The 25,055-nt window shown below is 50.5% G+C and carries 26 protein-coding genes, 1 tRNA gene, 1 other RNA gene and 1 pseudogene; 25 read left to right on the top strand and 4 right to left on the bottom strand.

The genetic code is table 11. The features are described 5' to 3' along the window. Nucleotides 1-36: 36 nt before the first annotated feature. Genes LGS26_RS00725 through LGS26_RS00715 form a run of 3 tightly spaced genes read right to left on the bottom strand, consistent with a single transcriptional unit; the run spans nt 37 to nt 4,164 of the window. Nucleotides 37-1,527, bottom strand: coding sequence for a flagellar hook protein FlgE (locus tag LGS26_RS00725; RefSeq protein ID WP_237888782.1), 1,491 nt, complete (start codon nt 1,525-1,527; stop codon nt 37-39). A 21-nt stretch (nt 1,528-1,548) separates the two neighbouring features. Further along, nucleotides 1,549-2,238 carry a flagellar hook assembly protein FlgD gene (locus LGS26_RS00720; RefSeq protein ID WP_237888781.1) on the bottom strand — a complete coding sequence of 230 codons (690 nt, stop codon included), beginning with the start codon at nt 2,236-2,238 and terminating at the stop codon, nt 1,549-1,551. A gap of 12 nt (nt 2,239-2,250) precedes the next feature. Continuing rightward, a complete protein-coding gene (locus LGS26_RS00715; RefSeq protein ID WP_237888780.1) occupies nt 2,251-4,164 on the bottom strand; it encodes a flagellar hook-length control protein FliK in 1,914 nt (637 codons plus the stop codon). A gap of 391 nt (nt 4,165-4,555) precedes the next feature. On the opposite strand from LGS26_RS00715, the gene LGS26_RS00710 reads away from it, so the two are divergent. From LGS26_RS00710 to LGS26_RS00610, 21 genes and pseudogenes are all read left to right on the top strand, one after another. Further along, nucleotides 4,556-4,632, top strand: a tRNA-Pro gene (locus LGS26_RS00710). A gap of 56 nt (nt 4,633-4,688) precedes the next feature. Beyond that, nucleotides 4,689-5,291, top strand: a pseudogene (locus tag LGS26_RS00705) (IMP cyclohydrolase); the annotation flags it as partial. A 36-nt stretch (nt 5,292-5,327) separates the two neighbouring features. Next, nucleotides 5,328-6,086, top strand: coding sequence for a type I 3-dehydroquinate dehydratase (aroD, locus tag LGS26_RS00700; protein WP_237888779.1), 759 nt, complete (start codon nt 5,328-5,330; stop codon nt 6,084-6,086). Nucleotides 6,087-6,127: 41 nt separating this feature from the next. Next, nucleotides 6,128-6,844: a YggS family pyridoxal phosphate-dependent enzyme gene (locus tag LGS26_RS00695; RefSeq protein WP_237888778.1), complete on the top strand. Its 717-nt coding sequence runs from the start codon at nt 6,128-6,130 to the stop codon at nt 6,842-6,844. A 22-nt stretch (nt 6,845-6,866) separates the two neighbouring features. After that, nucleotides 6,867-7,241 carry a 6-carboxytetrahydropterin synthase QueD gene (gene queD / locus LGS26_RS00690; RefSeq protein ID WP_237888777.1) on the top strand — a complete coding sequence of 125 codons (375 nt, stop codon included), beginning with the start codon at nt 6,867-6,869 and terminating at the stop codon, nt 7,239-7,241. Nucleotides 7,242-7,250: 9 nt separating this feature from the next. Continuing rightward, nucleotides 7,251-7,889: a radical SAM protein gene (locus LGS26_RS00685; RefSeq protein WP_237888776.1), complete on the top strand. Its 639-nt coding sequence runs from the start codon at nt 7,251-7,253 to the stop codon at nt 7,887-7,889. A gap of 113 nt (nt 7,890-8,002) precedes the next feature. Continuing rightward, entirely contained in the window at nt 8,003-8,428 is a 426-nt protein-coding gene (locus LGS26_RS00680) for a F0F1 ATP synthase subunit B family protein (protein WP_237888775.1), read from the top strand. After that, nucleotides 8,428-9,174, top strand: coding sequence for a F0F1 ATP synthase subunit B (gene atpF, locus LGS26_RS00675; protein WP_237888774.1), 747 nt, complete (start codon nt 8,428-8,430; stop codon nt 9,172-9,174). The genes LGS26_RS00680 and atpF overlap by 1 nt, the downstream gene beginning before the upstream one ends. After that, nucleotides 9,171-9,722 (top strand): ATP synthase F1 subunit delta, encoded by a 552-nt coding sequence (atpH, locus tag LGS26_RS00670; RefSeq protein WP_237888773.1) that lies wholly within the window; start codon nt 9,171-9,173, stop codon nt 9,720-9,722. The genes atpF and atpH overlap by 4 nt, the downstream gene beginning before the upstream one ends. Continuing rightward, nucleotides 9,722-11,245 carry a F0F1 ATP synthase subunit alpha gene (atpA, locus tag LGS26_RS00665; protein WP_237888772.1) on the top strand — a complete coding sequence of 508 codons (1,524 nt, stop codon included), beginning with the start codon at nt 9,722-9,724 and terminating at the stop codon, nt 11,243-11,245. The genes atpH and atpA overlap by 1 nt, the downstream gene beginning before the upstream one ends. Before the next feature lie 16 nt (nt 11,246-11,261). After that, nucleotides 11,262-12,143, top strand: a complete 882-nt coding sequence (gene atpG, locus LGS26_RS00660; protein ID WP_237888771.1) for an ATP synthase F1 subunit gamma — start codon at nt 11,262-11,264, stop codon at nt 12,141-12,143. A gap of 51 nt (nt 12,144-12,194) precedes the next feature. Continuing rightward, nucleotides 12,195-13,616: a F0F1 ATP synthase subunit beta gene (gene atpD / locus LGS26_RS00655; RefSeq protein ID WP_237888770.1), complete on the top strand. Its 1,422-nt coding sequence runs from the start codon at nt 12,195-12,197 to the stop codon at nt 13,614-13,616. Nucleotides 13,617-13,653: 37 nt separating this feature from the next. Further along, nucleotides 13,654-14,067 carry a F0F1 ATP synthase subunit epsilon gene (locus LGS26_RS00650; protein ID WP_237888769.1) on the top strand — a complete coding sequence of 138 codons (414 nt, stop codon included), beginning with the start codon at nt 13,654-13,656 and terminating at the stop codon, nt 14,065-14,067. A gap of 254 nt (nt 14,068-14,321) precedes the next feature. Next, nucleotides 14,322-15,080, top strand: coding sequence for a sugar phosphate nucleotidyltransferase (locus LGS26_RS00645; RefSeq protein WP_237888768.1), 759 nt, complete (start codon nt 14,322-14,324; stop codon nt 15,078-15,080). Between the two features lie 73 nt (nt 15,081-15,153). Beyond that, on the top strand, nt 15,154-15,411 hold the full coding sequence (gene zapB / locus LGS26_RS00640) for a cell division protein ZapB (protein ID WP_237888767.1): 258 nt from the start codon (nt 15,154-15,156) through the stop codon (nt 15,409-15,411). Between the two features lie 54 nt (nt 15,412-15,465). After that, complete coding sequence (gene zapA / locus LGS26_RS00635; protein ID WP_237888766.1) at nt 15,466-15,735, top strand: cell division protein ZapA; 270 nt, start codon at nt 15,466-15,468, stop codon at nt 15,733-15,735. 7 nt (nt 15,736-15,742) lie between these two features. After that, nucleotides 15,743-15,922: non-coding RNA, 6S RNA (gene ssrS / locus LGS26_RS00630), on the top strand. 304 nt (nt 15,923-16,226) lie between these two features. Beyond that, nucleotides 16,227-17,789 carry a ribonuclease Y gene (gene rny / locus LGS26_RS00625; RefSeq protein ID WP_237888765.1) on the top strand — a complete coding sequence of 521 codons (1,563 nt, stop codon included), beginning with the start codon at nt 16,227-16,229 and terminating at the stop codon, nt 17,787-17,789. A gap of 86 nt (nt 17,790-17,875) precedes the next feature. Continuing rightward, a complete protein-coding gene (tyrS, locus tag LGS26_RS00620) occupies nt 17,876-19,093 on the top strand; it encodes a tyrosine--tRNA ligase (RefSeq protein WP_237888764.1) in 1,218 nt (405 codons plus the stop codon). A gap of 155 nt (nt 19,094-19,248) precedes the next feature. After that, complete coding sequence (locus tag LGS26_RS00615; RefSeq protein ID WP_237888763.1) at nt 19,249-19,629, top strand: carboxymuconolactone decarboxylase family protein; 381 nt, start codon at nt 19,249-19,251, stop codon at nt 19,627-19,629. Between the two features lie 38 nt (nt 19,630-19,667). After that, nucleotides 19,668-20,570: a cation diffusion facilitator family transporter gene (locus LGS26_RS00610; RefSeq protein WP_237888762.1), complete on the top strand. Its 903-nt coding sequence runs from the start codon at nt 19,668-19,670 to the stop codon at nt 20,568-20,570. Nucleotides 20,571-20,609: 39 nt separating this feature from the next. On the opposite strand, the gene LGS26_RS00605 is transcribed toward LGS26_RS00610, so the two are convergent. Next, on the bottom strand, nt 20,610-22,025 hold the full coding sequence (locus LGS26_RS00605; RefSeq protein ID WP_237888761.1) for an MBL fold metallo-hydrolase RNA specificity domain-containing protein: 1,416 nt from the start codon (nt 22,023-22,025) through the stop codon (nt 20,610-20,612). Nucleotides 22,026-22,120: 95 nt separating this feature from the next. Between LGS26_RS00605 and hemL the strand changes: the two genes are divergently transcribed. The 4 genes from hemL (at nt 22,121) to atpB (ending at nt 25,004) form a co-directional block, all read left to right on the top strand. After that, nucleotides 22,121-23,413 (top strand): glutamate-1-semialdehyde 2,1-aminomutase, encoded by a 1,293-nt coding sequence (hemL, locus tag LGS26_RS00600; RefSeq protein ID WP_237888760.1) that lies wholly within the window; start codon nt 22,121-22,123, stop codon nt 23,411-23,413. A gap of 120 nt (nt 23,414-23,533) precedes the next feature. Further along, entirely contained in the window at nt 23,534-23,878 is a 345-nt protein-coding gene (locus LGS26_RS00595; protein ID WP_237888759.1) for an AtpZ/AtpI family protein, read from the top strand. After that, nucleotides 23,878-24,285 carry an ATP synthase subunit I gene (locus LGS26_RS00590; RefSeq protein ID WP_237888758.1) on the top strand — a complete coding sequence of 136 codons (408 nt, stop codon included), beginning with the start codon at nt 23,878-23,880 and terminating at the stop codon, nt 24,283-24,285. The genes LGS26_RS00595 and LGS26_RS00590 overlap by 1 nt, the downstream gene beginning before the upstream one ends. Before the next feature lie 2 nt (nt 24,286-24,287). Further along, the gene (gene atpB / locus LGS26_RS00585; protein ID WP_237888757.1) at nt 24,288-25,004 is read left to right on the top strand and encodes a F0F1 ATP synthase subunit A; all 717 of its coding nucleotides are present in this window, start codon (nt 24,288-24,290) and stop codon (nt 25,002-25,004) included. The last annotated feature ends 51 nt before the right edge of the window (nt 25,005-25,055 follow it).

Below are 25,055 nucleotides of genomic sequence, written 5' to 3'. Positions count from 1 at the left end.
GGGGGAAGGGAATGTGTGGCTTTTCGTGGCTGATTACTATTGTTTCATATTCAGGAGCTCGCTCAACATCTGGTCGGTGGTGGTTATCAGTTTTGAGTTCGCCTGAAACGCCCTCTGTGTGGTAATGAGCCTGACGAACTCAGTGCCGATGTCCACGGTGGATTGTTCAAGTGCGTTGGCTGTGACTGACCCGAGGCCATTTGTATTCGGCGGGCCTGTGATCGGCGCGCCTGATGCGGTGGTCTGCTGCCAGAGGTTTCCGCCAGCCTTGGATAGATCGGTCGGGCTGTTGAAGCGGGCAAGTTCCAGCTGCGCTAGCGGAACAATACGCCCGTTTGAGTAACTGCCCGAGATCTTTCCATCGTTATCCACGCTCAGTGTCTCAAGAAATCCGGAGGCGAAGCCGTCCTGGTCGTAAAATATGGTGCTAGACCGTGCGGCGTACTGGGTCGTGGTGATCGCCTCGGTGTTCCATTTGTCTATCGCAGTTACGGCCGGAGTGGTGCCGCCGGTCGTAACCTGCGCCTGGGTGCCGAGGTCCAGATCTATGGTCTGGAGCGCTGGATCCGTCGTACCGCCAGTGGTCTTCGGCAGGAAATAGGCGTTGAATTTGAGATATCCATTTGTATCCATGTATTGGTCAATAGTGGGTGATGTGTTCCATGTGCCAGTATCATCACGCAGGCCGGTTATGGTGATGCTCGTATTTGAACTGTCTATGTTGCCCTGGGCGTTGAACGTGATTTGGCCCTCCATGAGTTCACCCCTGGTTGCAGTGGTGTCGCCGCTCTGGTCTTCATTAGGGTTCATTGCGACCAGGAAGTTCCATTTGCCGTCCGCAGTGGTGTCGGCTTTGTCGAAGTATATCGTTATTGTATGGGTGTTTCCAAGGCTGTCATAGACGTTCAGACTGGTGCTGTATTGATAATTGGTGCCCTGCGCCATCTTTCCGTTTGGGTCGGCAGGGGTGCCGCTTCCGTCCCATGTGAGGGGGCTTGGCGACGGGCCGACCGTGGTGCTGTCCAGGTTGACGGCCACAGTCGTCTTTTTGGTTGCAACCGGCGGGGAGGTGCTCGATATCTTTATATCGGTAGGCGCGCCAACTATCTGGGCCTTATCCGGGTCCATCTTCCAGCCTTGAACCCTCATGCCCGCCGGGTTTACGAGGTTGCCGTATTGATCCGTCCTGAACTGGCCGGCCCTTGTGTAGTAGGTGTTGCCGGTGTTTGGGTTTTTGACCACGAAGAAGCCGTTTCCCGCGATTGCAAGATCTGTTGGCGAGGACGTACTCTCGAACGATCCTTGCTGGAATATCGGTGCGACGTCAGCCATGGCTGCCCCTCTGCCTACTTGAGAGCCGCCTCGGGCGGTATTTATGGATTGGGCCATGATGTCCTGGAAGGTGGCGCGGGAGGCCTTGAAGCCCGTGGTATTTACGTTTGATATGTTGTCTCCTATGACCTGCATGGCATTACCGAAGATCGTCAGCCCGTTTACCCCTGAATAAAGTGAACTTGTAAGTGACATCTTGCATCTCCTTTTTTATTTTTAACCATTTATTGTCTGGATGTCGTTTATGGATATCGTGGGGCCGTTTTTGATATTGAACTGCGGCGTCCCGTCCGCCTGATAGCTTATAGCCGAGACTGTGCCCGTGGTCAGGGTGGTAACGTTTACGGCGTTGCCCTTGTCGTCCTTTGCATCGACTGTGACCGTATAGTCCCCGGCTGGCACCTTCGCCCCGGTCGCATCTGTCCCGTCCCAATTGAGCGGATGCGAACCCTTGCCTAGCGGGCCCATGTCCCAGCTCTTTATAAGCTTCCCGTTCGAGTCTTTTATAGTGACCACGCATGATGTGCAGGCGTTGTCCAGATTTAGATCGAAGGGATTCGGCCCGTTGGCGCCGACCTCGAGTTTGTTGCCGGTGTACCTGACATCGTGGCCGAGATAGCCTATGGCATCGATCTTCATGCGCTGATTGTCGGTTGCCACCAGTTTGTTGATGGCGTCGTTGTTTTTGTACATAAGATCCACCATGTTCAGCTGGGCTATCTGGGTGGCCATCTGTCCGGTGTCAAGCGGCTGCATGGGGTCCTGATACTCCAGTTGCGTGACAAAGAGCTTCATGAAGTCGTCCTTGGTGAGCGTGGTGCGGGTATTTGGATCGACGAAGTTGGGTGTTTGGGTGGTTGACGGCGTCTGTGTATTTGAGATATTAGTTGTTGCGGTTGTAGTCATAATATACCTCTTTTATATTATTAGATTGATACCACCGTTTTGAGTCCCGTACCGGGCCGTAGAGGCGTTTTGTGCAAGGCCGTCTGTTGTGGCGTTTATATCATCCTTTCCTGTATCATTTCTTGAAAAGGGTCGCCTGATGACCTCCTGTGCCCAGTTGCCTGGGTCGCCTTGTCCTCCCTGATCAAGGGAGGTGAAGTTAGTCTGGGTACCGCCGTCGACCTTGAGCTGCGTGACATTGAAACCCTTTTGGTCAAGATGGCTTTTAAGCCCGTCCATCTGTCCCTGGATGATGTTTCTGACGTCAGGGTGATCGGCTGCAAACGTGGCCTTCAATTCATTATTGCCGGTAATGGTAAGGTCAATCCTTATCTTTCCGAGGTCAGGTGGGTCCAGGTGAAGCACCACATGTTTGTCGCCGGCGCTCAGGTTTGAAAAGACCTGATCTTTAATGACCTGCGCCAGGTCTTTTTTGTCTATCATTTCTATGTGTGTGTGGGTGACGCCGCTGGAGGTGTTGTCAGCGGCATTGTTGGCCGCCACAGCAAACTGTTGGCCGGGTGTCTGGTCCTGGGCCTTTGTAGTCTTATCATCCTGGGGTTTAGCGGTCCTTTCAGCGCTGTCCGATTCAGTGTTGATCCAGGCGCCGTCTTGCCTGTTGCCGGCGTCTACAATCTTTGGCCCAGACGCCTTGCCGCCGTCGGTTACGGATTGAGTTGCTGCAGCGGCGTCCTTTGTATCTTGAGGCGTCCTTGAAATCTTCTGGTCTTTTGGGGCTTGAATGGGTTGCACTGCAATTTCTGCCGCATTTGCTGCGCCGTCTGTCTGTGTGTCCTGCAAATTGGCCTGTCCGGATATCTGTCTGTGGCTGCCGGTTGCATCCGCTGCCGCGGACAACGGGGTCACGGCAGCCTTGTCCGCCTTTGTAACACCTTGGTTGTCCATTAACCAGGTTGTATTTTTGTCAACCCTGTCAACCCTGTTAGTTGCGCTTGTCTGAGCGGCTGGGTCTTTGCCTGGCAGCGCGGTGCCGAGAGATGTCGCAGAGGTCTGAGATGATGATTGCTGTGTCTGGTCCGCGCCTTTATCCGGTATCAGGGTGGTATCCTGGCTGGTTTTACCGGTCATAGACGGCATTGCGCCTAACTCAACGTCTGTTGATAGTAATTTTGGCGTTATATTGTGTGGTTCCATTGAGGGTTTGTCTGCCGCCATCTTTATTATTTCCTGTGATACATTCTGACTGGCCGGGCCTCTTGCCGATGTCTGTGCCGCAGGCTGTTGCATAAGAGATGCCGCTTGTGTTGCCAGGGGCGATGCATTCAGCAGACCTGAGGGCATATCGTCCTGTATATATGTTGCATCTGTGGGGATGGGATCGTTTTTTGTTGATACAGTCTTTGTCATGCCGGGTTCGGCGTTGCCGCCCTGAACATGATCTGTTGTCTGGACATTTTTCACAGTTACACCCTGCTGTCCAATGGTGATCGCTGCAAGGATAATGTCCGTGGTATCCATGCAGCCATTATCAGCCTTATCATCTTTTTTGGTCTCATCGGTCTTGCCCGCAATTTCTCCAGCCCGTTGTACCGCTGTACCTTGGTTTGTCCGGGCCGTCTCTGTGTCTTTGGGGATTTTGCCGGAAGAAGACCCGGCTTCGGATGGGCCGTTTTTGTCTGGTGACTTTGCGGCATCTTGTCCGTAGGGCTGGTTAGCGGCCATAGCCATAGGGGATGATGAAGATGCAGCCTTTTTGTTTTGATCCCATGGCTGGTTCGCCACTTTTGTATCAGCCCTTTGATTCGTCCTCAGGAGGTCTTGAAATGGGCTGTCACTTCTATTGGATGTCATTGCTGTGATGTCTGATTTTATGCCCGGCGAAACGGCGTCTATCTGGATATCAAGAACTTGTGGCAGTATTTGCATGGCGTATGTCCATTTGTTTTTTTAAGGGTGGGCTTTCCCTCGGCTAATTTAAATAGCAATAACTGTGCCTCAATCGTGATTTTTATAAAAATCAAGGTGTTGTGGCAGATTTTGTTAATTTGTCGTTGTCATGAGGGAAATGTTTGCCCAGCTGCGGGCATGTTTTTCAATCCTTGATGGCGTCACAAAAGGTCGCCAACCGCCGTGTTGCGCTGCATCCTTCGTCACTGCGGCGTACAGGTACAGGAGGTACGCCTCATTCCTCAGGATTTTCACGCCTTGCATTTGAGATTTTTGCTTAGCCATTCTATACAAGGTCTTTTTACGAGACCATCAATCATTCAGGTTGACAACAATATGTTCGGGAGACTATATAAATGTCATTTCCGGTCGGGACGTGGCTCAGTCTGGTAGAGCACAGCGTTCGGGACGCTGGGGCCGGAGGTTCGAATCCTCTCGTCCCGACCATTTTTATTGTTTTATTGCAGGATTTTATTCGGACAGAGGTCTCGGTGATGGCGATGTTGGTAAAGATAAGACGGGCTGTAATAAGCGTGACAGACAAGACCGGCGTTGCGGCGTTTGCCGGGGAACTCGGCAGGATGGGCGTAGATGTTATTTCTACCGGGGGTACAGCCAAGGCGATTCGGGAGGCTGGTGTCAGCGTGCGGGATGTATCCGAGCTAACGGGCTTTCCTGAGATGATGGATGGGAGGGTGAAGACGCTTCATCCCAGGGTTCATGGCGGTATCCTCGCCATACGGGATAATGCCGTCCACGTGCGTCAGATGGAGGAAAACGGGATATCGCCCATAGATATGGTGGTCGTAAACCTCTATGCCTTTGAAAAGACTGTGGCCAGACCTGGCGTCACGCTTGAAGAGGCTATAGAAAACATAGACATCGGCGGCCCGGCCATGCTCCGTTCATCCGCCAAGAATTTCAGATATGTGACCGTGGTGGTCGATCCTGCTGACTATGGGAAAGTGCTTGATGAGATGAGGGCCAACAGCGGCTCGACAACACTGGCGACAAGATTTGGGCTTGCAAAGAAGGTTTTTGAGGTCACATATCGTTATGACAAGGCCATCTCGGCGTATCTGAACAGCGTGGCCACGGTGGCCGATGCATATTAAGATGACATCCCCGTTGGCTCCAATCCTATGTATGGACTGGGCGTGAAGGACCCTGATAGAAAGATAGGCCCGAAGATATGTGTCTCGCTCTCAGGGTCTTCAGTGGAGGCCATGTTACAGGCGCTTAAGGACTCCACCCCCTATGCCGATCTCGCCGAAATAAGGCTTGATGCCGTTTCAGATACCAAACGCCTTGATATAGGGGTGCTGATAAAAAACAGCCCGTTGCCGCTTATCTTTACCAATAGGCCTTTCTGGGAGGGGGGAGGGTTTTCAGGGGATGAAGCGGACAGGTTGAGACCACTGCTCGAAGCTGCAAGATCCGGAGCGGAGTTTATTGATATAGAATTAAGGGCCGAGCCTCGCATCCGTTCGTCAATATTGAAAGAGGCCAGGCGTTGCGGTTGTAAGGTTATTGCCTCATTTCACGACTTTTCCGGCACCCCGGACGACAGCCTCCTTTTAAGGGCTATTGAGGAATCGTGCGATATAGGTGCGGACATCGCAAAGATAGCGGTTATGGCGAGGTCTGAGGACGATGTGAGACGTGTCCTGTCGCTTTATTTCAGGCGGCCGTCGGGGAGGACGGGCAGCATCCCCTTGATAGCCTTTGCAATGGGGCCTTTGGGCAGGGCGAGCAGGCTTGCGTGTGTCTTCCTCGGTTCATATCTGACCTTTGCATCACCGGCGGGCGGTGCAGAGACCGCACCCGGTCAGATACCCTTAAGAGAGATGAGGGCCATGGTTGATTATCTATCGGGCCGCCAGCCTGAGTTGACCTTTTAGGTTTCTGCAATCCAGAGAGGTCTCAAGGTTTCATTGTTATTATGTCATATGATAATAAATTGATAGCGGGGCGCATTAAGGAGATCTCGGCAAGGGCGGCGGAGGCTGCATTGAGGGCCGGGCGTGATCCCGGCGATGTCAGGCTTATGGCTGTGACGAAAACCGTGTCTCCAGATGCAATCGAGGTGGCGATTCTTGCAGGACAGACGCTTTTCGGCGAAAACTACGTCAATGAGGCAAGGGGTAAGATAAGCTTGCTTGCCAGCCGTCACCCAATGGTGAGTTGGCACCTTATAGGTCATCTTCAAACCAATAAGGCAGGGCCGGCTGTAGGTCTGTTTGATTGCATCGAGACGCTTGATAGCATCAAATTGGCCAGTGTCCTCGATAGCAAGGCCAGGGCCAGCGGCAGGAGGCTATCCGTTTTCATCCAGGTGAATATTGGAGAAGACGTCGCCAAATTCGGCGTGCCGCCCGGTAGGCTTGACGAATTCTTGAAGGGGCTTGCTGCATTTCCACACCTTGCCGTCTCGGGTCTTATGACCATAACGCCATGGACTGACGACCCTGAGGATGCAAGGCCATGGTTTAGGGCGCTTCGTGAGCTCAGGGACAAGGTCTCAGAGGAGGCTGGCGTCTTTATAAAGGAGCTGTCGATGGGTATGTCGCGCGACTTTGAAACGGCCATAGAAGAAGGCGCTACTATCGTGCGTGTCGGGTCGGCCATATTCGGGCCGAGGTACCGTTTGAAGATCTGATCGATGTATTGGAGGCAATGGCATGTTTGAGATATTCATCAAGACCCACTTTTCAGCAGCGCATTACCTCAGAAATTATCCCGGGAATTGTGAACACCTCCATGGACATAATTGGGATGTAGAGGTGGTGGTGGGGGCTGAAGGGCTGAATGAGATAGACGTCGGCATAGACTTTCGTGATCTAAAGAAGTCCGTACACGATGTGCTGGCCGGATTGGATCATACTAATCTAAACGATCATCCTGCATTTAAGGCATACAATCCGTCTTCCGAGAGACTTGCTGAATATATATACAAGATGGTCAAAGGTGTCATTTCAGGGTTCAAGGGCGTAAGACTCCTGCGGGTGACGGTCTGTGAGACGCCCATGACAGGTGTTACATACGTTGAGCCTTAGGAGACGGCGGTGCCACTTTTGGTTGCTGAGACCTTTTTGAGCCTACAGGGTGAAGGTGTCTTTGCGGGCCGGCCTTGTTTTTTCATCCGCCTCTCGGGATGCAACCTGAGGTGTAATTATTGCGATACGACCTATGCCTATTCGGGCGGTGAGGAGCGGGAACTGGCGTCCTTACTAGCCGAATGGCAGGCAAGTGGCGTAGGACTTGTGGAGGTTACAGGTGGGGAGCCTCTTTTACAGAAAGAGACTGTCCCGCTTATGGAGACCCTCCTGTCTTCCGGTGCGACGGTACTGTTGGAGACGAATGGGAGTCTACCCTTGGTCCGTGTTCCAAGGGGTGTGATCAAGATAGTGGACCGCAAGACCCCTGGAAGTGGCATGAAAGAGGCGTGGCATGAAGAAAATACCCGCTATATCGACATGAAAGACCAGATCAAGTTCGTCATAACCGGACGCGATGATTACGAATGGGCCGTTGCTTTGGTAAGGAATTCCTCTCTTTTTTTATATACCCAGGTCCTTTTTTCGCCGGCATGGCGGCTTTTGGATCCTGCTGAGTTGGCGTCGTGGATATTGGCTGACAGACTGGATATCCGGCTGCAACTCCAGCTGCATAAAATCTTATGGGGGGATAAAAGAGGGAAATAAAAATGCATCTAAGGCGTTGACATGTCATTTTAAATGTTGTAGAAACATCTTTAATCTTTCTGAATGAGGCTTCATTTTTAGGAGTTAAAGGTTTCTACGGGAAGGATCGGGTTATGATAAATTTAGATATTTCCTTGTGGGTAGAGGTGATCTCCGTATTGGTGCTCATGGCTATCTTGAATTCCATGCTCTTTAAGCCCATCCGCCGTATCTTGGAGGAGCGGCGTTCAAAGATGGATGCCATCCAGGCGGATGCCGATAGATTTGCGCGCAATGCGGAGCAGATCCTTGATTCATTCAACAAGAAGATGGCAGAGGCAAGGAAGTCCGGTCAGTCAGAGAAGGAACGTCTCAAGGGAGAGGCCAGGAAGATGGAGCGGGAACTCCTGGAGTCCAGCGGCAAAGAGGCCGATGCTGCAAAGCAGCGGCTAATGGCTGAGCTGTCGGCGCAGATTGACAGCACCAGAAAGGATCTTTCCGCCAAGATCGAGATGTTTGCTGCCGAGATAGCACAAAAACTGCTGGGGAGGGCTATTTGATGCTTGGGCGGAGGGGTCTGCATTGGTTGTTGTCCGGGCTGTTTGGTCTATGTGTATGTGTTTTTTGTTTGGTTTTTTCCGGTCCTGTTTATCGTGCCGGCGCCGCTGAAGAGGCCGCAGCTGTGCGGTCTGCCCCTGATGTTGCAACAGTGCCGGCGCAGCAGGTTCAGTTTGTGAAGGAGGCTGCTGCACAGGCTCCTTCTTCCGGAGGGCATGAGGCCGCAGCCAGTGGTGAAGAAGGCGAGGGTCATCACGGACTCACACACAGTCAGATAATGAATTTTATCTGGCACTGTTTGAATTTTACCATATTGGTCATAGTACTGGTCAAATATCTGCGCAAACCCATCACTGACGCCCTGAACGGCCGCCGCGAGTCCATAAAGGCTGCGTTTGATGAGCTTGAATCCAAACGGCGGGAGGCGGAGCGCAAATATGCAGAGTATGAAAAAAGACTTTCAGGCATGGATGCAGAGGCGGCAAGGATACTGAAGTCTTTTGTAGAGCAGGGTGAGGCCGAAAAGGCTAAGATTATAGCGCAGGCCAATGATGCAGCCGAGCGTATAAAGGCGCAGGTTGAGCTCTATGTACAGCAGGAGCTTTCAAAGGCCAGGGATCAGCTCAAAAAAGAGGTTGCCGAACTGGCTGTAAAGATGGCCGAAGATCTGATAAGAAAGAATATAACTGAGCAGGATCATCATCGTCTTATAACCGAATATCTAGAAAGGGTGGTGACTAAAAATTGACCAGCGCAGTGATAGCAAAAAGATACGCAAAGGCCCTTTTCTTTGTTGCAAAGGAAAGCGGCAAGCTTACGGATTTCGGTGCAACACTGAAAGAAATAAGCGTTTTCCTGGCAAGGAATCCCGATGTAGAGCTGGCCTTGGTGAGTCCTGTATATCCTCTGGGGCTCAAGCAGGATATCGTCAATCAGCTCATCAAGGCCTTCAAGGTGGAAGATGTCCTGGCTAATTTCCTGCGCCTATTAGTTGAACGCCGCAGGATCCAGAATTTCACCCAGATATGTCAGTCATTTAGTGAGCTTGTTGATGAAGAGATGGGTGTCGTCAGGGCGGTGGTCAAGACCGTAGTGCCTATGCCCAAAGATCTTCAAGGGAAATTCGCCGAGATCTTGGCGAAGATCAGCGGCAAAAAGGTTGCGCTGGAATTGCAAGAAGATCCCTCCATCATTGGCGGAGTAGTGGCCAGCATAGGTGATATGGTTTGGGATGGAAGTATAAGAAGTCAGCTTCAAGGCTTTAGAGAATCTATAGAGAGGGGTGATCTGGGATAATGGCACAGATAAGAGCAGAAGAAATCAGTGACATCATAAAGAAGCAGATACAGGGCTACGAAAAGACGATTGATCTGGCCGAAACCGGTACCGTCTTGTCGGTTGGTGACAACGTCGCGCGTGTTTACGGGGTCAGAAACTGCATGGCCATGGAGCTTTTGGAGTTTCCTGGCGGGGTCATGGGGCTTGCGCTTAACCTCGAGCAGGACAACGTGGGCGTTGCCGTTATGGGCAGTATCGAGGGGATCAAGGAGGGTGATCTGGTCAAGAGGACCGGGAGAATTGCCCAAGTTCCTGTGGGTGAGGCTATGCTTGGCCGCGTGGTCGACGCCCTTGGCAATCCGATCGACGGTAAGGGTCCTATTGCGGCAAAGGAGTTTCGCCGTATCGAAATGAAGGCCCCCGGCGTTATCGACCGCAAGAGTGTCCATGAGCCGTGTTATACAGGACTTAAGGCAATAGACGCCATGACACCTGTCGGCAGAGGACAGCGTGAATTGATCCTCGGGGATCGTCAGATCGGCAAGACCGCTATCGGCGTGGATGCCATTATTGCTCAGAAAAATACCGACGTCTACTGTATTTATGTAGCCATAGGACAGAAACAGGCGACCGTTGCATTGGTCGCCGAGGCGCTCCGCCGCAACGGCGCAATGGAATATACCACCATAGTAGCGGCTAGCGCCAGCGAGCCAGCATCCCTGCAGTATCTGTCCGCATTCTCAGGCTGTGCCATGGGCGAGTACTTCAGAGACAACGGCAAACATGCCCTTATCGTCTATGACGATCTATCCAAACAGGCTGTCGCGTATCGTGAGCTTTCCCTGCTCCTAAGGCGTCCACCGGGACGTGAGGCATATCCCGGCGATATTTTTTATAATCACTCGCGGCTCCTTGAGCGCGCGTCAAAATTGAATGATGCGCTCGGGGCTGGCAGCCTGACCGCTCTGCCTATTATTGAGACGCAGCAGGGTGACGTTTCTGCATTCATTCCGACGAACGTCATTTCCATTACGGACGGCCAGGTTTATCTTGAGCCGTCGCTTTTCTTCGCCGGTATAAGGCCTGCAATCAACGTCGGGCTCTCTGTCTCAAGGGTCGGCGGTGCTGCCCAGGTAAAGGCCATGAAACAGGTTGCGGGTACTTTGCGTCTCGATCTGGCTCAATACCGTGAACTCGCGGCCTTTGCGCAGTTCGGCAGTGATCTTGACAAGGCCACACAGCAGCAACTTAACAGGGGCGAACGCCTGGTTGAGATACTCAAGCAACCTCAATATCAACCGCTCCCGATGGAGAAGCAGGTGACTATCCTCTTTGCCGGTACAAGGGGCCTGCTTGATGAATTGCCTGTAGCGTCGCTTCAGGAGTTCGAGCAGGAACTTTACGCCTTTATTGAGAAGAAACATATCGATATATTCAATGAATTGAAAGAAAAACAGGTGATCTCCGACGAACTCGACAAAAAGATGCGTGCGGCGATTCAGGAGTGCGTCAAGGAGTTTAAGGCAAATCGCAATTTATAAAAAAGGGTGTCTATAAATGCCATCTCTCAAGGATGTAAAGATAAAGATCAATGGTGTCAAGAAAACTCAGCAGATAACCAAGGCCATGAACATGGTTGCTGCTGCCAAGCTTCGAGGGGCCCAGAAGAGGATGGAAGACTTCAGGCCCTATGCCGAGAAGTTCACGACCGTGATCTCTGAGCTGTCCGGATCGGCGAATCCTAACGCCTTCCCCCTTATGGCGTTCAGGCCTGTAAAGAAGGTCCTCTTGTTGGTCGTCACATCTGACAGAGGCCTTTGCGGGCCGTTTAATTCAAACCTGATTAATGCGGCTGAAAAGTTTGCAAAGAATCAGAAAAATGAAGGGCGCGATGTGGCCTTGGCATGCATAGGGCGTAAAGGTGTTAACTATTTCAGCAAGAGTCAATATGACCTACTCTATAAAAGCGTTGACGTCATGAGCAACGTTCAGATGCTTAATGCGAGACAGACAGGCAAAGAGGTCATGAATCTCTTTCTTGAACAGACGGTCGATGAAGTCCAGCTCCTTTACGGCAAATTCGTAAACGTGGTCGTTCAGCGGCCGTATTTCAAGAGGCTCCTGCCCATAAGTCAGAAAGGCCTTGAAGATATCGAGGCGCAGGGCAACAAGACTGCCGTTACTTATACCTACGAGCCTGAGCCGGAGCAGATATTAAACCAATTATTACCGATGTATATAAATGTACAGATAATGCATGCCATGCTTGAAACCGCTGCAAGTGAACAGGCAGCCAGGATGACGTCAATGGACAATGCAACCAGGGCGTGCAAAGACATGATCACTAGTCTTACATTGATTTACAACAAGGCCAGGCAGTCATCGATAACCAAGGAACTGATGGATATAGTCGGCGGCGCAGAGGCCCTCAAGGGTTAGAATTTGAGAGAAAATTTTTGCACAAATATGTGTGACGGGAGGTAGTGTTAGATGGCCACTGAAACAACCGGAAATGTCGGCAAGATAGCCCAGGTGATCGGGCCAGTAGTTGACGTTGAGTTTGAGCCAGGGCATTTGCCCTCGATTTTGAATGGTCTTTTGGTAACGAACCCCGCTATAAGCGATGAACCTGATAATCTGGTTATTGAGGCTGCACAACACCTAGGCGACAATATGGTGAGGTGCATAGCGATGGATACCACAGACGGTCTTGTGCGCGGGATGCCCGTTAAAGATACTGGCGAGCCCATCAAGATACCAGTCGGTGCTTCTACGCTGGGCAGGATCATGAATGTCGTGGGGAGGCCCGTCGATGGTCTTGGGCCAATAAATTCGGAGACTTATTACCCTATTCACCGTAAGGCGCCAGCCTTTGTGGAGCAGGATACCACCGTCCAGGTCCTTGAGACGGGGATCAAGGTCATAGACCTCTTGGTGCCGTTCCCGAGAGGCGGCAAGATGGGGTTGTTTGGCGGCGCTGGATGCGGCAAGACTGTCATAATGATGGAGATGGTCCATAATATCGCCATGCAGCACGGCGGCATCTCGGTGTTTTGCGGTGCCGGAGAGCGTACACGTGAAGGAAACGACCTATATCAGGAGATGAAGCATTCAGGTGTTCTTCCAAAGGCGGCGCTCATATATGGACAGATGACCGAACCGCCCGGTGCGCGTGCGAGGATAGGTCTCACAGGTCTTACCGCCGCTGAATATTTCCGTGATGAACAAGGTCAGGATGTCTTGTTCTTTATTGACAACATCTTCCGCTTTACCCAGGCTGGTTCCGAGGTGTCAGCTCTCTTGGGTCGTATCCCGTCGGCAGTCGGTTATCAGCCGACACTTGCTACAGATCTCGGTGCCCTTCAAGAGCGCATTACATCGACGACGAAGGGATCCATTACAGCAGTTGAATGTGTGTACGTTCCGGCTGACGACCTTACAGATCCGGCGCCTGCAACCACATTCGCCCATCTTGACGGTACAGTCGTCCTTTCGCGTCAGATCGCAGAGCTCGGCATATATCCGGCGGTCGATCCTCTCGATTCCACATCGCGCATACTTGATCCCAATATCCTTGGAGAAGAGCATTATAGGGTTGCACGTAGGCTCCAGCAGACACTTCAGAAATACAAGGACCTCCAAGATATAATCGCTATCTTGGGCATGGACGAACTGACAGACGAGGATAAGCTAACAGTGCAGAGGGCCAGGAAGTGTCAGAGGTTCCTTTCGCAGCCGTTCCATGTGGCCGAGACCTTTACGGGCATGAAGGGTAAGTATGTAAAGGTCGAGGATACCGTTAAGGGCTTTGGCGAGATACTCGATGGTAAGCACGACGAGCTGCCGGAACAGGCGTTCTATATGGTCGGCACCATAGAGGAGGCGGTGGAAAAGGCCGCAAAGACTGCGTAATAAAGGCATAAAATAATCGAAGGCTACGGATAAGGATATGGCTAATAAGATATTGCTTGAGGTTGTCACCCCGACGAGACTTGTTGTGAGCGAAGAAGTCGATCTCGTTACAGCCCCGGGAGCTGACGGGGTCTTTGGCGTGATGGCCAATCATACAGCTCTATTGTCCACCTTGAAGGTCGGCGAGATGCACTATAACGCCGACAACAAGACCGTGCGTCTGGCTGTATCGGGCGGTTTCTGTGAGATTTCCAACAACCGCATGACTGTTTTGGCCGAGGCGGCGGAGATTTCTACTGAAATTGATGTAGAGCGGGCATTAAGGGCAAAAGAGCGGGCCGAACGCAGGCTCCAAGAGGCGCAACAACAGAGGGAAAAGATCGATGTGGCAAGGGCACAGGCGGCATTGGCAAGGGCCATGGCGCGGCTTAAGGTGGCTGGGAGACAATAGTCATTTATTTCTCTATATCCTGTAGAGGGAGATGAATCGGTTGTGACAATATCTTACCTTGCAAACGCTAAGGGCAGAACGACCTGAACGAATGCCCGTGGAGGATGTAAGCACATCTGATTAAAAATACCATTTTTTGTAAAGTGGTGTAGTTCATCTAAAAGTGATTTATATGATCCAAAAAAGGCAAGCATATGCTTGCCTTTTTTGTTATATTTAATTGGGATTTTATCTTTTCTGCAGATTTATATTTTATGATCGATAAATGGGCCTCGATATTGCTTGCCGCAGGAAAGGGAACAAGGATGAACTCCGAACTCCCCAAGGTCATGCACACCTTGTGCGGCCGGCCTATGATCTTTTGGGTCGTTAATTTGCTGGATCAGCTTGGCATAGAGACCAGGGTGGCCGTCGTGGGTCATCAAGGGGATGTTGTGGGGGGGTATCTCTCAAAATTAAATTGCCAGACGGTCTTGCAGGATGCGCAGCTTGGTACCGCTCATGCGGTTATGTGCGCAAGGCCGATTTTAGGCGGTTTTGGCGGTGATATCCTGATCATGTACGGGGATACGCCGCTTTTCAGGGTTGACACCATTAAATCTTTTATCCATAGGCATATTGATCTGCAAAACAGCCTGTCGATCTTGTCGGCCTTGGCGGAAGATCCAGCTGGTTACGGCAGGATTATAAGGTCAGGCAGCTATAATGGAGTTTGCGCCATAGTCGAAGAGAAGGACGCATCAAGGGCCGAGAGAACCATTAGAGAAATAAACACCGGGGTATATGCAGTAAGGGCCCCTTTGCTTTTCAGGCTCTTAGAAGAAATAAGGCCGGAAAATGTCCAGGGCGAATATTATTTAACCGATATAGTCAAGATTGCAGTTTCGGCAGGGGAAAAGGTGGGTGCTATATGTTGTGCGGACAGCCTTGAGGCCTTAGGTGTAAATACAAAAGAAGACCTGGCCAGGGCCGAGGGTGTAATGTCAAAGATTTTTTTGGATAAAGGGTTGTAAAAGATTTAAAATGTTACAATATTGACGTATCTGATTCTTTAAGATTAAATTAAAATATTAATGGGGTAACGATATGAATAATGACCAAGAATTGCGTACATTGGAAGAAAAGCTTGAACAGTTGATAAGCTATTGCGAGAGACTGCGTGGGGAGCGTGAAGAGTTGATTAAAAAGAATCAAGAATTGATTGCAAAATTAAACGACGTCGAGGAAAATCTGGCCAAACTCAATGGCGAAAGGGAAGATATACGCAATAGGGTTTCGGATCTCATCTTAAAGATCGACCAGTTAGGGGCTGAATTGCCTGGATCGGCGGAATCCGTTAATTAGGTCATGTCTGTACATAAGTAAATGCATGACAACTCAAAGAATTTATTTATAAGATTGGATTTTTTTGGGCAGTCCTACGATCTCAAGGCGGATGATAATGAAATAGATGTTCAAGAATTGATCGATTATGTGCATGACAAGGTAAAGGAACAAGATATCTTAAATGGAGGGCTTGCCCCACACAAAAAGATGATTTTAGCTGTTTTGAATATGGGCAGGGATTACCTGCTTGCAAAAAAGAAATTAAAAGAAATGGAGGAAAGATATATAACGAAGGCCGAGATGCTTGTCGCCAAAATAGACTCGGTCATAGAATTGAAATAATTTTTAGGTTTCCCTGCTGTGTTCGTGATTGACAGATAGTCTTTTGAGCCAACACCCCTTACAAGGGAGACTCCTCTTCACATGGCGTGAACGAGAGAACATCTCTTTCCCAGTAGTGTGAATGAGCTACCCACCTGATTTTTATCAGGTTCAATTGACCTGTCGACACGGCACAAGCGGGGGATTTGTTTGGACCCAATCCTATTTGGATTTTATATATATGATGAATGTGGCTTGGAACGAAACAGGATCGCCTTTTAAAAGGTAGCCTTGAGGAAGGATTTATGGCCAGCGACGGCTTTATTATATTCAAGACTTTTTGTGTCATTTTTGTAATTTTATCTTTCACAGGCCTTAAAGTATCTTTAGGATAGCTATCCAACCCCCGCCTTTTCAACGGTTTCTCGGCGGGCCTTCCCTTTATCGTTCCATAGAAGACCCTGGAGGGCAAGCTGCATCTAATCATGGATAAATAAGGGGATGTCTGTACTATGGAAGTCATTTATAAAATCATCTTTATAATAATAGGCCTTGGCATCGGGTTGCTTATAGGGATGTTATATGCCAAGCGCAAGCTCAAGGGAGCGGCTAGCCTTTCAAGGGATGAAATAGAGGCCTTGCGCCGGGAGGTTGAGCAGGAGGCCCTGATACTACGCCAAGAGGCCAAGGTAAAGGCCCAGGAAGAGGCATTCAGGCTCAAAAAGGAGATCGAACAGGAGCTGAGAGATGAGAGGAATGACCTGCATGCCCAGGAAAAACGGCTCATCCAGAAGGAGCAGCAGCTTGAGCGCAGGGAAGGGCTCATAGATCAAAAGGAATTGGCAATCAGGGACAAGGAAAAGGAACTGCACAAGATTGAGCGGAGGGTGCAGGAAAGGGAGAGAGAGGCAGAGGCGCTGCTGGCGCAGCAAAAGGAAAACCTGGAAAAGATAGCAGGGATGTCGACCCAGGAGGCAAGGGATTACTTATTAAAGAAGGTGGAGGGGGAGGCCAGGCAAGAGGTAGGCATAATGCTCAAAAAGATCGAGACAGAGGCCCGCGAATCTGCCGATAAAAAGGCAAAGGAGATCATCTCCCTTGCCATAGCAAGGTACGCTGGCGAATATGTTGCAGAGAGGACCGTAACCGCGGTGCCCTTGCCAAACGATGAGATGAAGGGCCGCATTATAGGGAGGGAAGGCCGCAATATCAGGGCCCTTGAGACGGTAACCGGTGTTGATCTCATCATAGACGACACCCCGGAGGCCGTGCTCCTGTCATGCTTCAATCCTGTCCGTAGGGAGGTTGCCCGCATTGCCCTTGAGCGACTTATAGCCGACGGGCGTATACACCCTGCAAGGATTGAAGAGGTGGTTAAGAAGGTCGAAAAGGAGGTTGATGCATCTATACGTGAGGCCGGCGAACAGGCCACGTTCGATGTAGGGGTCTATGGAATAAACCCTGAACTTATCAAGATCTTGGGCAGGCTGAAGTATCGCACGAGCTATGCACAGAATGTGCTTCAACACTCCATAGAGGTGGCGTTCCTGTGCGGTGTCATGGCCAGTGAGCTCGGCATAAACGTCAAGAAGGCAAAGCGCGCTGGACTGCTGCACGATATCGGCAAGGCGGTAGACCACGAAATTGAAGGCCCTCACGCCATTATCGGTGCCGATCTCGCCAAAAAATATGGCGAGACACAGGAGGTGATCCATGCGATCGCCGCACATCACGAGGACGTAAGGCCAGAATCAGTGCTTGCGGTCCTCGTGCAGGCGGCGGACGCCCTTTCCGGTGCGCGTCCCGGCGCAAGGCGAGAGATGCTTGAGAGTTATGTGAAACGCCTGACTGATCTTGAGGCCATCGCTACATCATTTCAAGGGGTGCAGAAGTCGTTTGCTATACAGGCAGGGCGCGAGATCCGCATCATGGTGGACAGCGGCAGGATTTCTGATGCGGAGGCCGTGCTTCTTTGCAGGGATATAGCGAGGAAGATCGAGACCGAATTGAGTTATCCGGGGCAGATCAAGGTAATAGTGATCCGTGAGACAAGGACTGTGAATTATGCCAAATAATGTCTGTTTTGCCGAGGATGGCGTCATTATATATGTCAGCCTTTAAGGGCGGCATCGGCTGAATGTCTTTAAAAAAAGGGAGTTCTATGGAACGGCACGTAAGAAGGGCTTTAGAGCTCATAAAGAGGGGGGTGGTAGAGGTCATAGACGAGCAAGGGCTTGAGGCAAAGCTCAAAAAGGCAGTGGAGACAGGCAGGCCATTGCGTGTTAAGGCCGGCTTTGACCCTACCGCCCCGGATCTGCATCTCGGCCACACGGTGCTCATTCAAAAGATGAGACATTTCCAAGAGCTCGGCCACCACGTTATATTCCTTATAGGTGATTTTACAGGCCTTATAGGCGATCCCACGGGCAAGTCTGAGACCAGGCCGGCCCTTACCCGTGAACAGGTCCAAGAAAATGCACGTACCTATAGGGAACAGATATTCAAGGTGTTGGACCCGGGAAGGACCGAGATAGCCTTCAACAGCAAGTGGATGGAGGGGATGAGGTCGATAGATATGATACGTCTCTGCGCCAAACACACCGTTGCCAGGATGCTTGAGCGTGATGACTTCAAAAAGCGTTTCCATGCGCAGAGGCCCATATGTATCCACGAATTCATCTATCCATTGATCCAGGGTTATGACTCGGTCGCCCTTCATGCAGATGTGGAGTTGGGTGGGACGGATCAGAAATTCAATCTGCTGATCGGCCGTCACCTCCAAAAGGAATACGGTCAGGAACCCCAGGTGGTGATCACCACGCCCCTTCTTGAGGGGCTTGATGGGGTAAACAAGATGAGCAAGTCCCTAGGAAACTATATCGGAATAACAGAGTCTCCAAGGGATATGTTCGGAAAGCTCATGTCCATATCCGACGAGCTCATGTTCAGATATTATGAATTGTTGAGCAACCTTCCGCTTGATGTGATTGAAGATCTCAAGACCGGTATAAAAGAAGGCCGATTGCATCCGAAGGATCTAAAGCTGGACCTCGCTGCGGAATTGGTGGCGAGATTTCACGGTGAGGAGGCGGCGCAATCAGCCAGGATGGGCTTTGAGGCCCAGTTCGGTCAGGGTGAAATACCCGAAGACATCCCTGCGGTAGAGATCCCATCGGGCAGAGCGCCTGTATATCTGCCTAAGCTTTTAAAAGATGCCGGATTGGTGAAAAGTACCTCCGATGCTAGGCGTCTCATCCGGCAGGGGGCGGTAAGCCTCGGGGGGAGAAAGGTTTCGACTGAAGAGATAGAGATAGAAGACGGAGGGGGTGTTTTGAGGGTGGGGAAGATGAGATTTTTGAGGCTTATAAAGGGTTTATAAAGGGCTGACATGTTAGATGGTCAACAGTCATAGAGTTCACCCGAGCCGAGATTTGATTTCGATATATCGCGTTGTGGGGCGTTGATTTATTCTTGAATAAAAATTTTTTTATGTTACTATTTTTTATAAATAAATCCATAAGGAGGTAACATAAAATGATAAATCAAATGCCATCCGTTGAACAGATTCTAGGGATGATGTCTCAAAAGCTCGGGGGAGAGGAGAATATCCCTGCCGCCATTAAATATGCAAAAGATGTCGCGCCTGAGCTCATCATGCAGGTTGCCATGTCTTCGATGGGCAGCGTTGAGGACAAGGATTCACCCCTTGAGCCGAAGGTGAGGACCTTGATCTTCCTTTCAGCGGCGCTTGCCATGAAGGATTACGAATGTGTCAGGACGCAGTTAAGGGCGGCCTTGAATATGGGCGTGACAAAAGAAGAGTTGATAGCGGTCATAAAGATAGTCAGACACGCTGCGGCAAACGGGGTGCTCGGTGTTGCAACGCCGATCCTTGAGGCCCTGGCTGGAGGTTAACAAAGATCTCCGTAGGACGGTGCCGGCTGATATCTGCTATGAACAATGCGACAAAGCGCCTGTCTCTAAGCCTTGCTGTCACACTCCTGATACTTGCAGGAGAGGTAATAGGTGGCATATTAAGTAACAGCCTTGCCCTCATTAGCGATGCAGGACATGTCCTGACCGACGTCTTTGCCCTCGGCCTGAGCCTTGTCGCAGCCCTGATAGGGGCCAGGCCCTCTGATTACCGTGCCACCTATGGTTACCAGAGGGTTGGTCTCCTTGCAGCCCTGATAAACGGCATAAGCCTTGTGGTGATCGCTGTCTTTATTTTTGCCGAGGCATATCGCAGACTCAGATCACCTGTGCAGATCAACCCCTCCATGATGTTTTTTGTCGCAGTCCTAGGGCTTTTTGGCAATCTCCTCATGGCATGGATCCTTGGCCACAGGCATGGGGACTTAAATCTAAAGAGCGCCTGGCTCCACGTGCTTGGAGATACGGTCTCGTCGGCAGGCGTCATTATAGCCGCAGTTGTTATCAGATTTACAGGGTGGCAGCCGGCTGATGCGGTTGCGAGCATCGCTGTCGGGGTCATCATAATCATCGGGGGATGGCGCGTGGTCAAGGAGGCGATGTGGGTTTTCCTTGAGTTGAGCCCCATTGGGCTTCATGCGGGGAAGATATCGGAATCGATTTCCAGCATACCTGGCGTGCGATGTGTGCACGATGTCCATATATGGTCGATCGCCCATGCCATCCCCGCATTTTCGGCCCATGTCCAGGTGGCTGATCAGAAGTTAAGCAATGCCGACATAATAAGAAAGGAGATAGAACACAGGCTCTCTAGTTTTGGTGTCAGCCATTCCTGTATCCAGATGGAGTGTGAGGGCTGCGATGAAGATGGACTTTACTGCCGCATAAATGGCGGCAACGAAGTCCAGCGGCATCATCACTGACCCAGTTCCGGATCGCTCGATACCTTGCCTATATTTCGCCTATATTTCGAATCTTTCCCCAATTTTTGGTATGAATATCCTGGCGTTTGGCAGATACTCGCCGATCTGTTTCGCCAGGGCGCTTGATGCCCTTGGTTCGCCGTGCACAATAAAGATGTTTTCGGGCGTCGCCGCCTTCACAAATGCAGCCAGATGGCTTCTTCCTGCATGGGCCGAAAAGCCGTTTATCGTATGGATGCTGGCCCTTACGGCCACAGGTTCCCCAAAGATATGTACTGTCTTGGCCCCGTCTATGATCTTCCTTCCTAGAGTCCCTTCGGCCTGAAATCCTACTATTATGAGGGCCGTTGACTCCTTCCAGAGCAGGTGTTTCAGGTGGTGTTTTATCCGGCCTCCTGTCATCATGCCGCTTCCGGCAAGGATGATCTTGGGCCCGGGTACGTTATGTATGGCCATTGATTCCTCCACTGTCTCTGAGAGATGGAGACCCGGAAAGACAAATGGGGACCTGCCTCTTTTTATCTCCTCCATGACCGGTTTGTTGCAGAAATTGCAGTATTTGCCGTAGATCTTCGTTATATCTATGGCGAGAGGGCTGTTTAAGAATACAGGGACGTCTTTTGCGAGGAGTCCTGTCTTTTTCATATTGCCGATGTGGTATAAAAGTTCCTGCGTCCGCTCCAGGGCGAAGGTCGGGATTAGGACCGTACCCTTGTTTCGGGTCGTCTTGCTTACCGCCTCTTCGAATTCCTTCACGGATTCTTCATAACCCCTGTGTTCCCTATCCCCGTATGTTGACTCTATGAGGAGGGCATGGATACGGGTGTCTTTTTCCGGGCCCTGCGGATCATTGACAATAGGCCTTTGCCCGTCACCTAGATCCCCTGTGTAGAGAAGACGCCTTTTTTTACCGTCCGGACCAGGGTAATCGATGTAGACCTGTGCAGAACCAAGGATGTGCCCAGCGTCAGCGGTATGGAAGAAGAGGCGGCTGTCTTCGGAGAGATCGACCGCTTCTCCATATTTGACTGCCTTGTTGAAGAAATCGAGCGAGTAATAGACGTCTTCCATTGAATAGAGGGGCCCTGCAACCTGGATGCCTGCCCTGGTGAGTTTTCTCCGCTTCCACATAAATTCTTCCTTGAGCACGTATGCAGAGTCCATAAGGATCAGCCGGGCTATGTCCCTGGTGGGCTGGGTGGAGTAGATGTGGCCGCGAAAACCATGCCTTACGAGTATTGGTATGCGGCCGCAGTGGTCGAGGTGTCCGTGTCCTAATATGAGACCGTCGATCTCTTTGGCATCAAAACCAAGTGGTTTATAGTTCAGTTCTTCTATCTTCCACGGTCCCTGAAACTGACCGCAGTCCAGCAGGAATTTTTTGTCATTGAATTCAAACAGATGGCATGAGCCTGTAACTGTTTCGGCCGCACCATAAAATTTTATACTCGCCATGGCATTCCTTTTTTAAATTGTTATTTTGATCTTTCTGTTTTAAGATTCTCTTATATTTAATGCGAGATTCGTTTTTTATTTTATAAGGAGGATATATGCACAACAATCGTCTTTCAAGACATTTTTTTGAGACGGCCATGGCCGTCATACCGGGCGGTGTTAACAGCCCTGTGCGCGCGTGTAAATCAGTCGGCTGTAATCCGGTCTTTATCGAGCGTGCGGAGGGCGCGAGTATATTCGATGTAGATGGCAACCAATATATAGACTATGTCTGTTCCTGGGGCCCAATGATACTCGGGCACTCTAACCCAGAGGTCAGGGGGGCTGTAGAGGCAGCGCTCGGAAACGGCACAAGTTTCGGCGCCCCCACGTGGCAGGAGGTCGCACTTGCCAGAAAGATCGTTGAGATGGTTCCGTCCATCGAGCAGGTGAGGCTTGTAAACTCAGGCACTGAGGCCACCATGAGCGCCGTCCGCCTTGCCAGGGCCTATACGGGAAGGAAAAAGATAGTGAAGTTTGATGGATGTTATCACGGCCATGCCGACCCATTTTTGGTAAAGGCCGGTTCAGGAGTGGCTACCCTTGGGATTCCTGGAAGCCCGGGGGTCCCGGAGGAGGTTGTTGCAAACACCATCGCCGTGCCTTTCAATAACCTTGATGCCCTGAGATTGGTCCTTGAACAGGAGGGTGACGACATTGCAGCAGTCATCCTGGAGCCGGTGCCTGCGAACATGGGGGTGGTGCCGCCGCAGGAAGGCTTCCTGCCAACACTTCGGCAGTGGACGGAAGAGTTTGGTATACTCCTTGTTTTTGATGAGGTGATAACAGGTTTCAGACTGGCTCCAGGCGGCGCGCAGGAGTATTTCGGCGTGATGCCGGATATCACTTGTCTAGGAAAGATCATAGGAGGAGGGCTTCCTGTCGGGGCTTATGGTGGCAAGGAGGAGATAATGCAATATGTCGCGCCTGCCGGCCCTATGTATCAGGCGGGCACCTTGTCCGGCAATCCCCTTGCAGTTGCTGCTGGGCTTGCAACCCTTGATGTACTGTCAAGGCCTGGTGTCTATGAGGTACTTGAAGAGAAGGCCAGGGCCCTGGAAGAAGGGCTTTCAGAGTTGGCCGAACAAAGGAAGATCGGGTGTACGATCCAGCGCATAGGCTCAATGATGACCTGCTTCTTCGGGCAGTCCAGGCCGGTTGTGGATTTTGATGCCGCCTTGAGGTCCGATACGGGCCGATATGCCGAATTTTTCAAAAACATGCGGGACGAAGGGGTATATCTGGCACCGTCTCAGTTTGAAGCGGCATTTGTTTCCCTTGCCCATGGATGGGAAGAGATAGAATGGACGCTTGAGGCCGCTGAGCTTGCCTTCAGTAGGATGTCTTGAGATTTATTTTCTCCGATCGGTTGACAGCAGCCTGTCTATATGATAACAAATAATTCAAATAATGAAGCGCTGTTCATTTATAATAATTATTAGCGCCTGTTTGGAACTGGTGGGTATTTGATGGCGGGCATAGGTATAAAAGAAGAATTGGTCTCGCTTTTCAAGAGCATGAGCGTAGCCATGACTATATCCATGTCCGTTGTATTTTCAATGTTCACCGGTGTTCTTGTAGGTTATTACATGGATACCTGGCTTTTCAGCGGGCGAACTTATCCTTGGCTGACAATAATATGTTTCTTCTTTGGGTTGGGCGGTGGGGTGAAAAATTTTTTTATACTGAGCAGGCGCTTCAGTAAAGAGGCAGATAAAAAAGAGGCCTCGCAGCTATCCGATATATCCGAGGATAAGCCTGCCAAGCAACATAAAGACACCTTTATGCAAAACAAGGTCTGGGATGATGATTGATGATTAGAGATATGTTTGCAGTAAGGCTTGATGGACAATTTGTAAAGAGGTTTATCTTTTTAAACTGGGTCTTGAGCGGGTTGCTCTTTGTCTTTTTTTTGGCTTGTTTCGATGTAAAGGCTGCCATCGGTGTTGCCGTCGGCGCGATTATAGCGAATCTAAACTGCATAGGCCTTGACAGGGACTGTAAAAGGATTGTGCGTTGGCGGAATATATTTGTCTATTATGCCGGCCTTGCGGTGAGGTTGGGGCTTGTTGCGCTGGCGGTTACGGCGGCCTTTCTGATATTTCCAGGTTATATATCGCCAGTAGGCCTGTTTGTTGGTCTTTCAGTGGCGGTTATTAATTTTTATATCCTGGTCGTTGTAATGGTGATTAACAGAGTCCGTTTAAAGGAGGCGGTTTAGTTATGGAGCATCCGTTACTGTTTTTAAGCCTGCTGTTGGATGCATTGGGTCTGCCGGCACATGGAGGGAATACCACCCTTGCAAAGATACTTGCGCCCCATATGCAATACAGTTTCCTTGCCATGATTATCTGTATTGTCTTGGCAAAGATGGCTACAACCAAGATGGAGATGATCCCAAGCGGTATGCAGAACATCATGGAGGCCTTTGTGGGCAACCTTGAGGATTTTATAACTGAGCAGACACATGACAAGAAAAAGACCCTGATCATCTTCCCAATGATAGCCACATTCGCCCTCTATATCCTGATATCCAATTATATGGGTCTCATCCCCGGGTTTATGTCTCCGACGGCAAATCTCAATGTTACGCTGGGCTGTACGATTATTTCCATTTTCACTTACCATGCCCTTGGATTCAGGTTCCACGGCATCAGGTACCTCAAGCACTTTATGGGGCCTGTGCCGGCAATGGCGCCTGTTATGTTTCCAATAGAGATATTTAGCCACATAGGGCGCATACTTTCGCTCTCCATCCGACTTTTCGGCAATATGGTCTCAAAGGAGATACTCCTTGGGCTACTCTTCATGCTGGCGGGTCCTTATCTTGCGCCGCTCCCAATCATGTTCCTGGGCGTCCTGGTTTGCCTTATCCAGGCCTTTATATTCATGATGCTCTCCATAGTCTATTCAGTGGAGGCCATGGCGGAGGGGCATTAATTTTCATGTTTTATCTCGTCGATATTTAAGAAATTTTAAAGAAGGCCAATA

This window comes from Dissulfurimicrobium hydrothermale, from assembly GCF_022026155.1.
GTDB lineage: Bacteria > Desulfobacterota > Dissulfuribacteria > Dissulfuribacterales > Sh68 > Dissulfurimicrobium > Dissulfurimicrobium hydrothermale.
The sequence above is the reverse complement of the archived record's forward strand: the minus strand, read 5'-3'. Positions and strand labels throughout refer to the sequence as shown.

Coding starts and splice junctions, on each gene's coding strand:
- atpF (WP_237888774.1), top strand. CDS start 8,428: ATGCTTGGGCGGAGGGGTCTGCATTGGTTGTTGTCCGGGCTGTTTGGT.
- LGS26_RS00615 (WP_237888763.1), top strand. CDS start 19,249: ATGATAAATCAAATGCCATCCGTTGAACAGATTCTAGGGATGATGTCT.
- queD (WP_237888777.1), top strand. CDS start 6,867: ATGTTTGAGATATTCATCAAGACCCACTTTTCAGCAGCGCATTACCTC.
- hemL (WP_237888760.1), top strand. CDS start 22,121: ATGCACAACAATCGTCTTTCAAGACATTTTTTTGAGACGGCCATGGCC.
- LGS26_RS00645 (WP_237888768.1), top strand. CDS start 14,322: ATGATCGATAAATGGGCCTCGATATTGCTTGCCGCAGGAAAGGGAACA.
- zapB (WP_237888767.1), top strand. CDS start 15,154: ATGAATAATGACCAAGAATTGCGTACATTGGAAGAAAAGCTTGAACAG.
- atpD (WP_237888770.1), top strand. CDS start 12,195: ATGGCCACTGAAACAACCGGAAATGTCGGCAAGATAGCCCAGGTGATC.
- LGS26_RS00695 (WP_237888778.1), top strand. CDS start 6,128: ATGTCATATGATAATAAATTGATAGCGGGGCGCATTAAGGAGATCTCG.
- atpG (WP_237888771.1), top strand. CDS start 11,262: ATGCCATCTCTCAAGGATGTAAAGATAAAGATCAATGGTGTCAAGAAA.
- rny (WP_237888765.1), top strand. CDS start 16,227: ATGGAAGTCATTTATAAAATCATCTTTATAATAATAGGCCTTGGCATC.
- LGS26_RS00725 (WP_237888782.1), bottom strand. CDS start 1,527: ATGTCACTTACAAGTTCACTTTATTCAGGGGTAAACGGGCTGACGATC.
- LGS26_RS00610 (WP_237888762.1), top strand. CDS start 19,668: ATGAACAATGCGACAAAGCGCCTGTCTCTAAGCCTTGCTGTCACACTC.
- LGS26_RS00605 (WP_237888761.1), bottom strand. CDS start 22,025: ATGGCGAGTATAAAATTTTATGGTGCGGCCGAAACAGTTACAGGCTCA.
- LGS26_RS00720 (WP_237888781.1), bottom strand. CDS start 2,238: ATGACTACAACCGCAACAACTAATATCTCAAATACACAGACGCCGTCA.
- LGS26_RS00680 (WP_237888775.1), top strand. CDS start 8,003: ATGATAAATTTAGATATTTCCTTGTGGGTAGAGGTGATCTCCGTATTG.
- LGS26_RS00590 (WP_237888758.1), top strand. CDS start 23,878: ATGATTAGAGATATGTTTGCAGTAAGGCTTGATGGACAATTTGTAAAG.
- atpA (WP_237888772.1), top strand. CDS start 9,722: ATGGCACAGATAAGAGCAGAAGAAATCAGTGACATCATAAAGAAGCAG.
- aroD (WP_237888779.1), top strand. CDS start 5,328: ATGTATGGACTGGGCGTGAAGGACCCTGATAGAAAGATAGGCCCGAAG.
- LGS26_RS00650 (WP_237888769.1), top strand. CDS start 13,654: ATGGCTAATAAGATATTGCTTGAGGTTGTCACCCCGACGAGACTTGTT.
- atpB (WP_237888757.1), top strand. CDS start 24,288: ATGGAGCATCCGTTACTGTTTTTAAGCCTGCTGTTGGATGCATTGGGT.
- LGS26_RS00715 (WP_237888780.1), bottom strand. CDS start 4,164: ATGCAAATACTGCCACAAGTTCTTGATATCCAGATAGACGCCGTTTCG.
- tyrS (WP_237888764.1), top strand. CDS start 17,876: ATGGAACGGCACGTAAGAAGGGCTTTAGAGCTCATAAAGAGGGGGGTG.
- LGS26_RS00595 (WP_237888759.1), top strand. CDS start 23,534: ATGGCGGGCATAGGTATAAAAGAAGAATTGGTCTCGCTTTTCAAGAGC.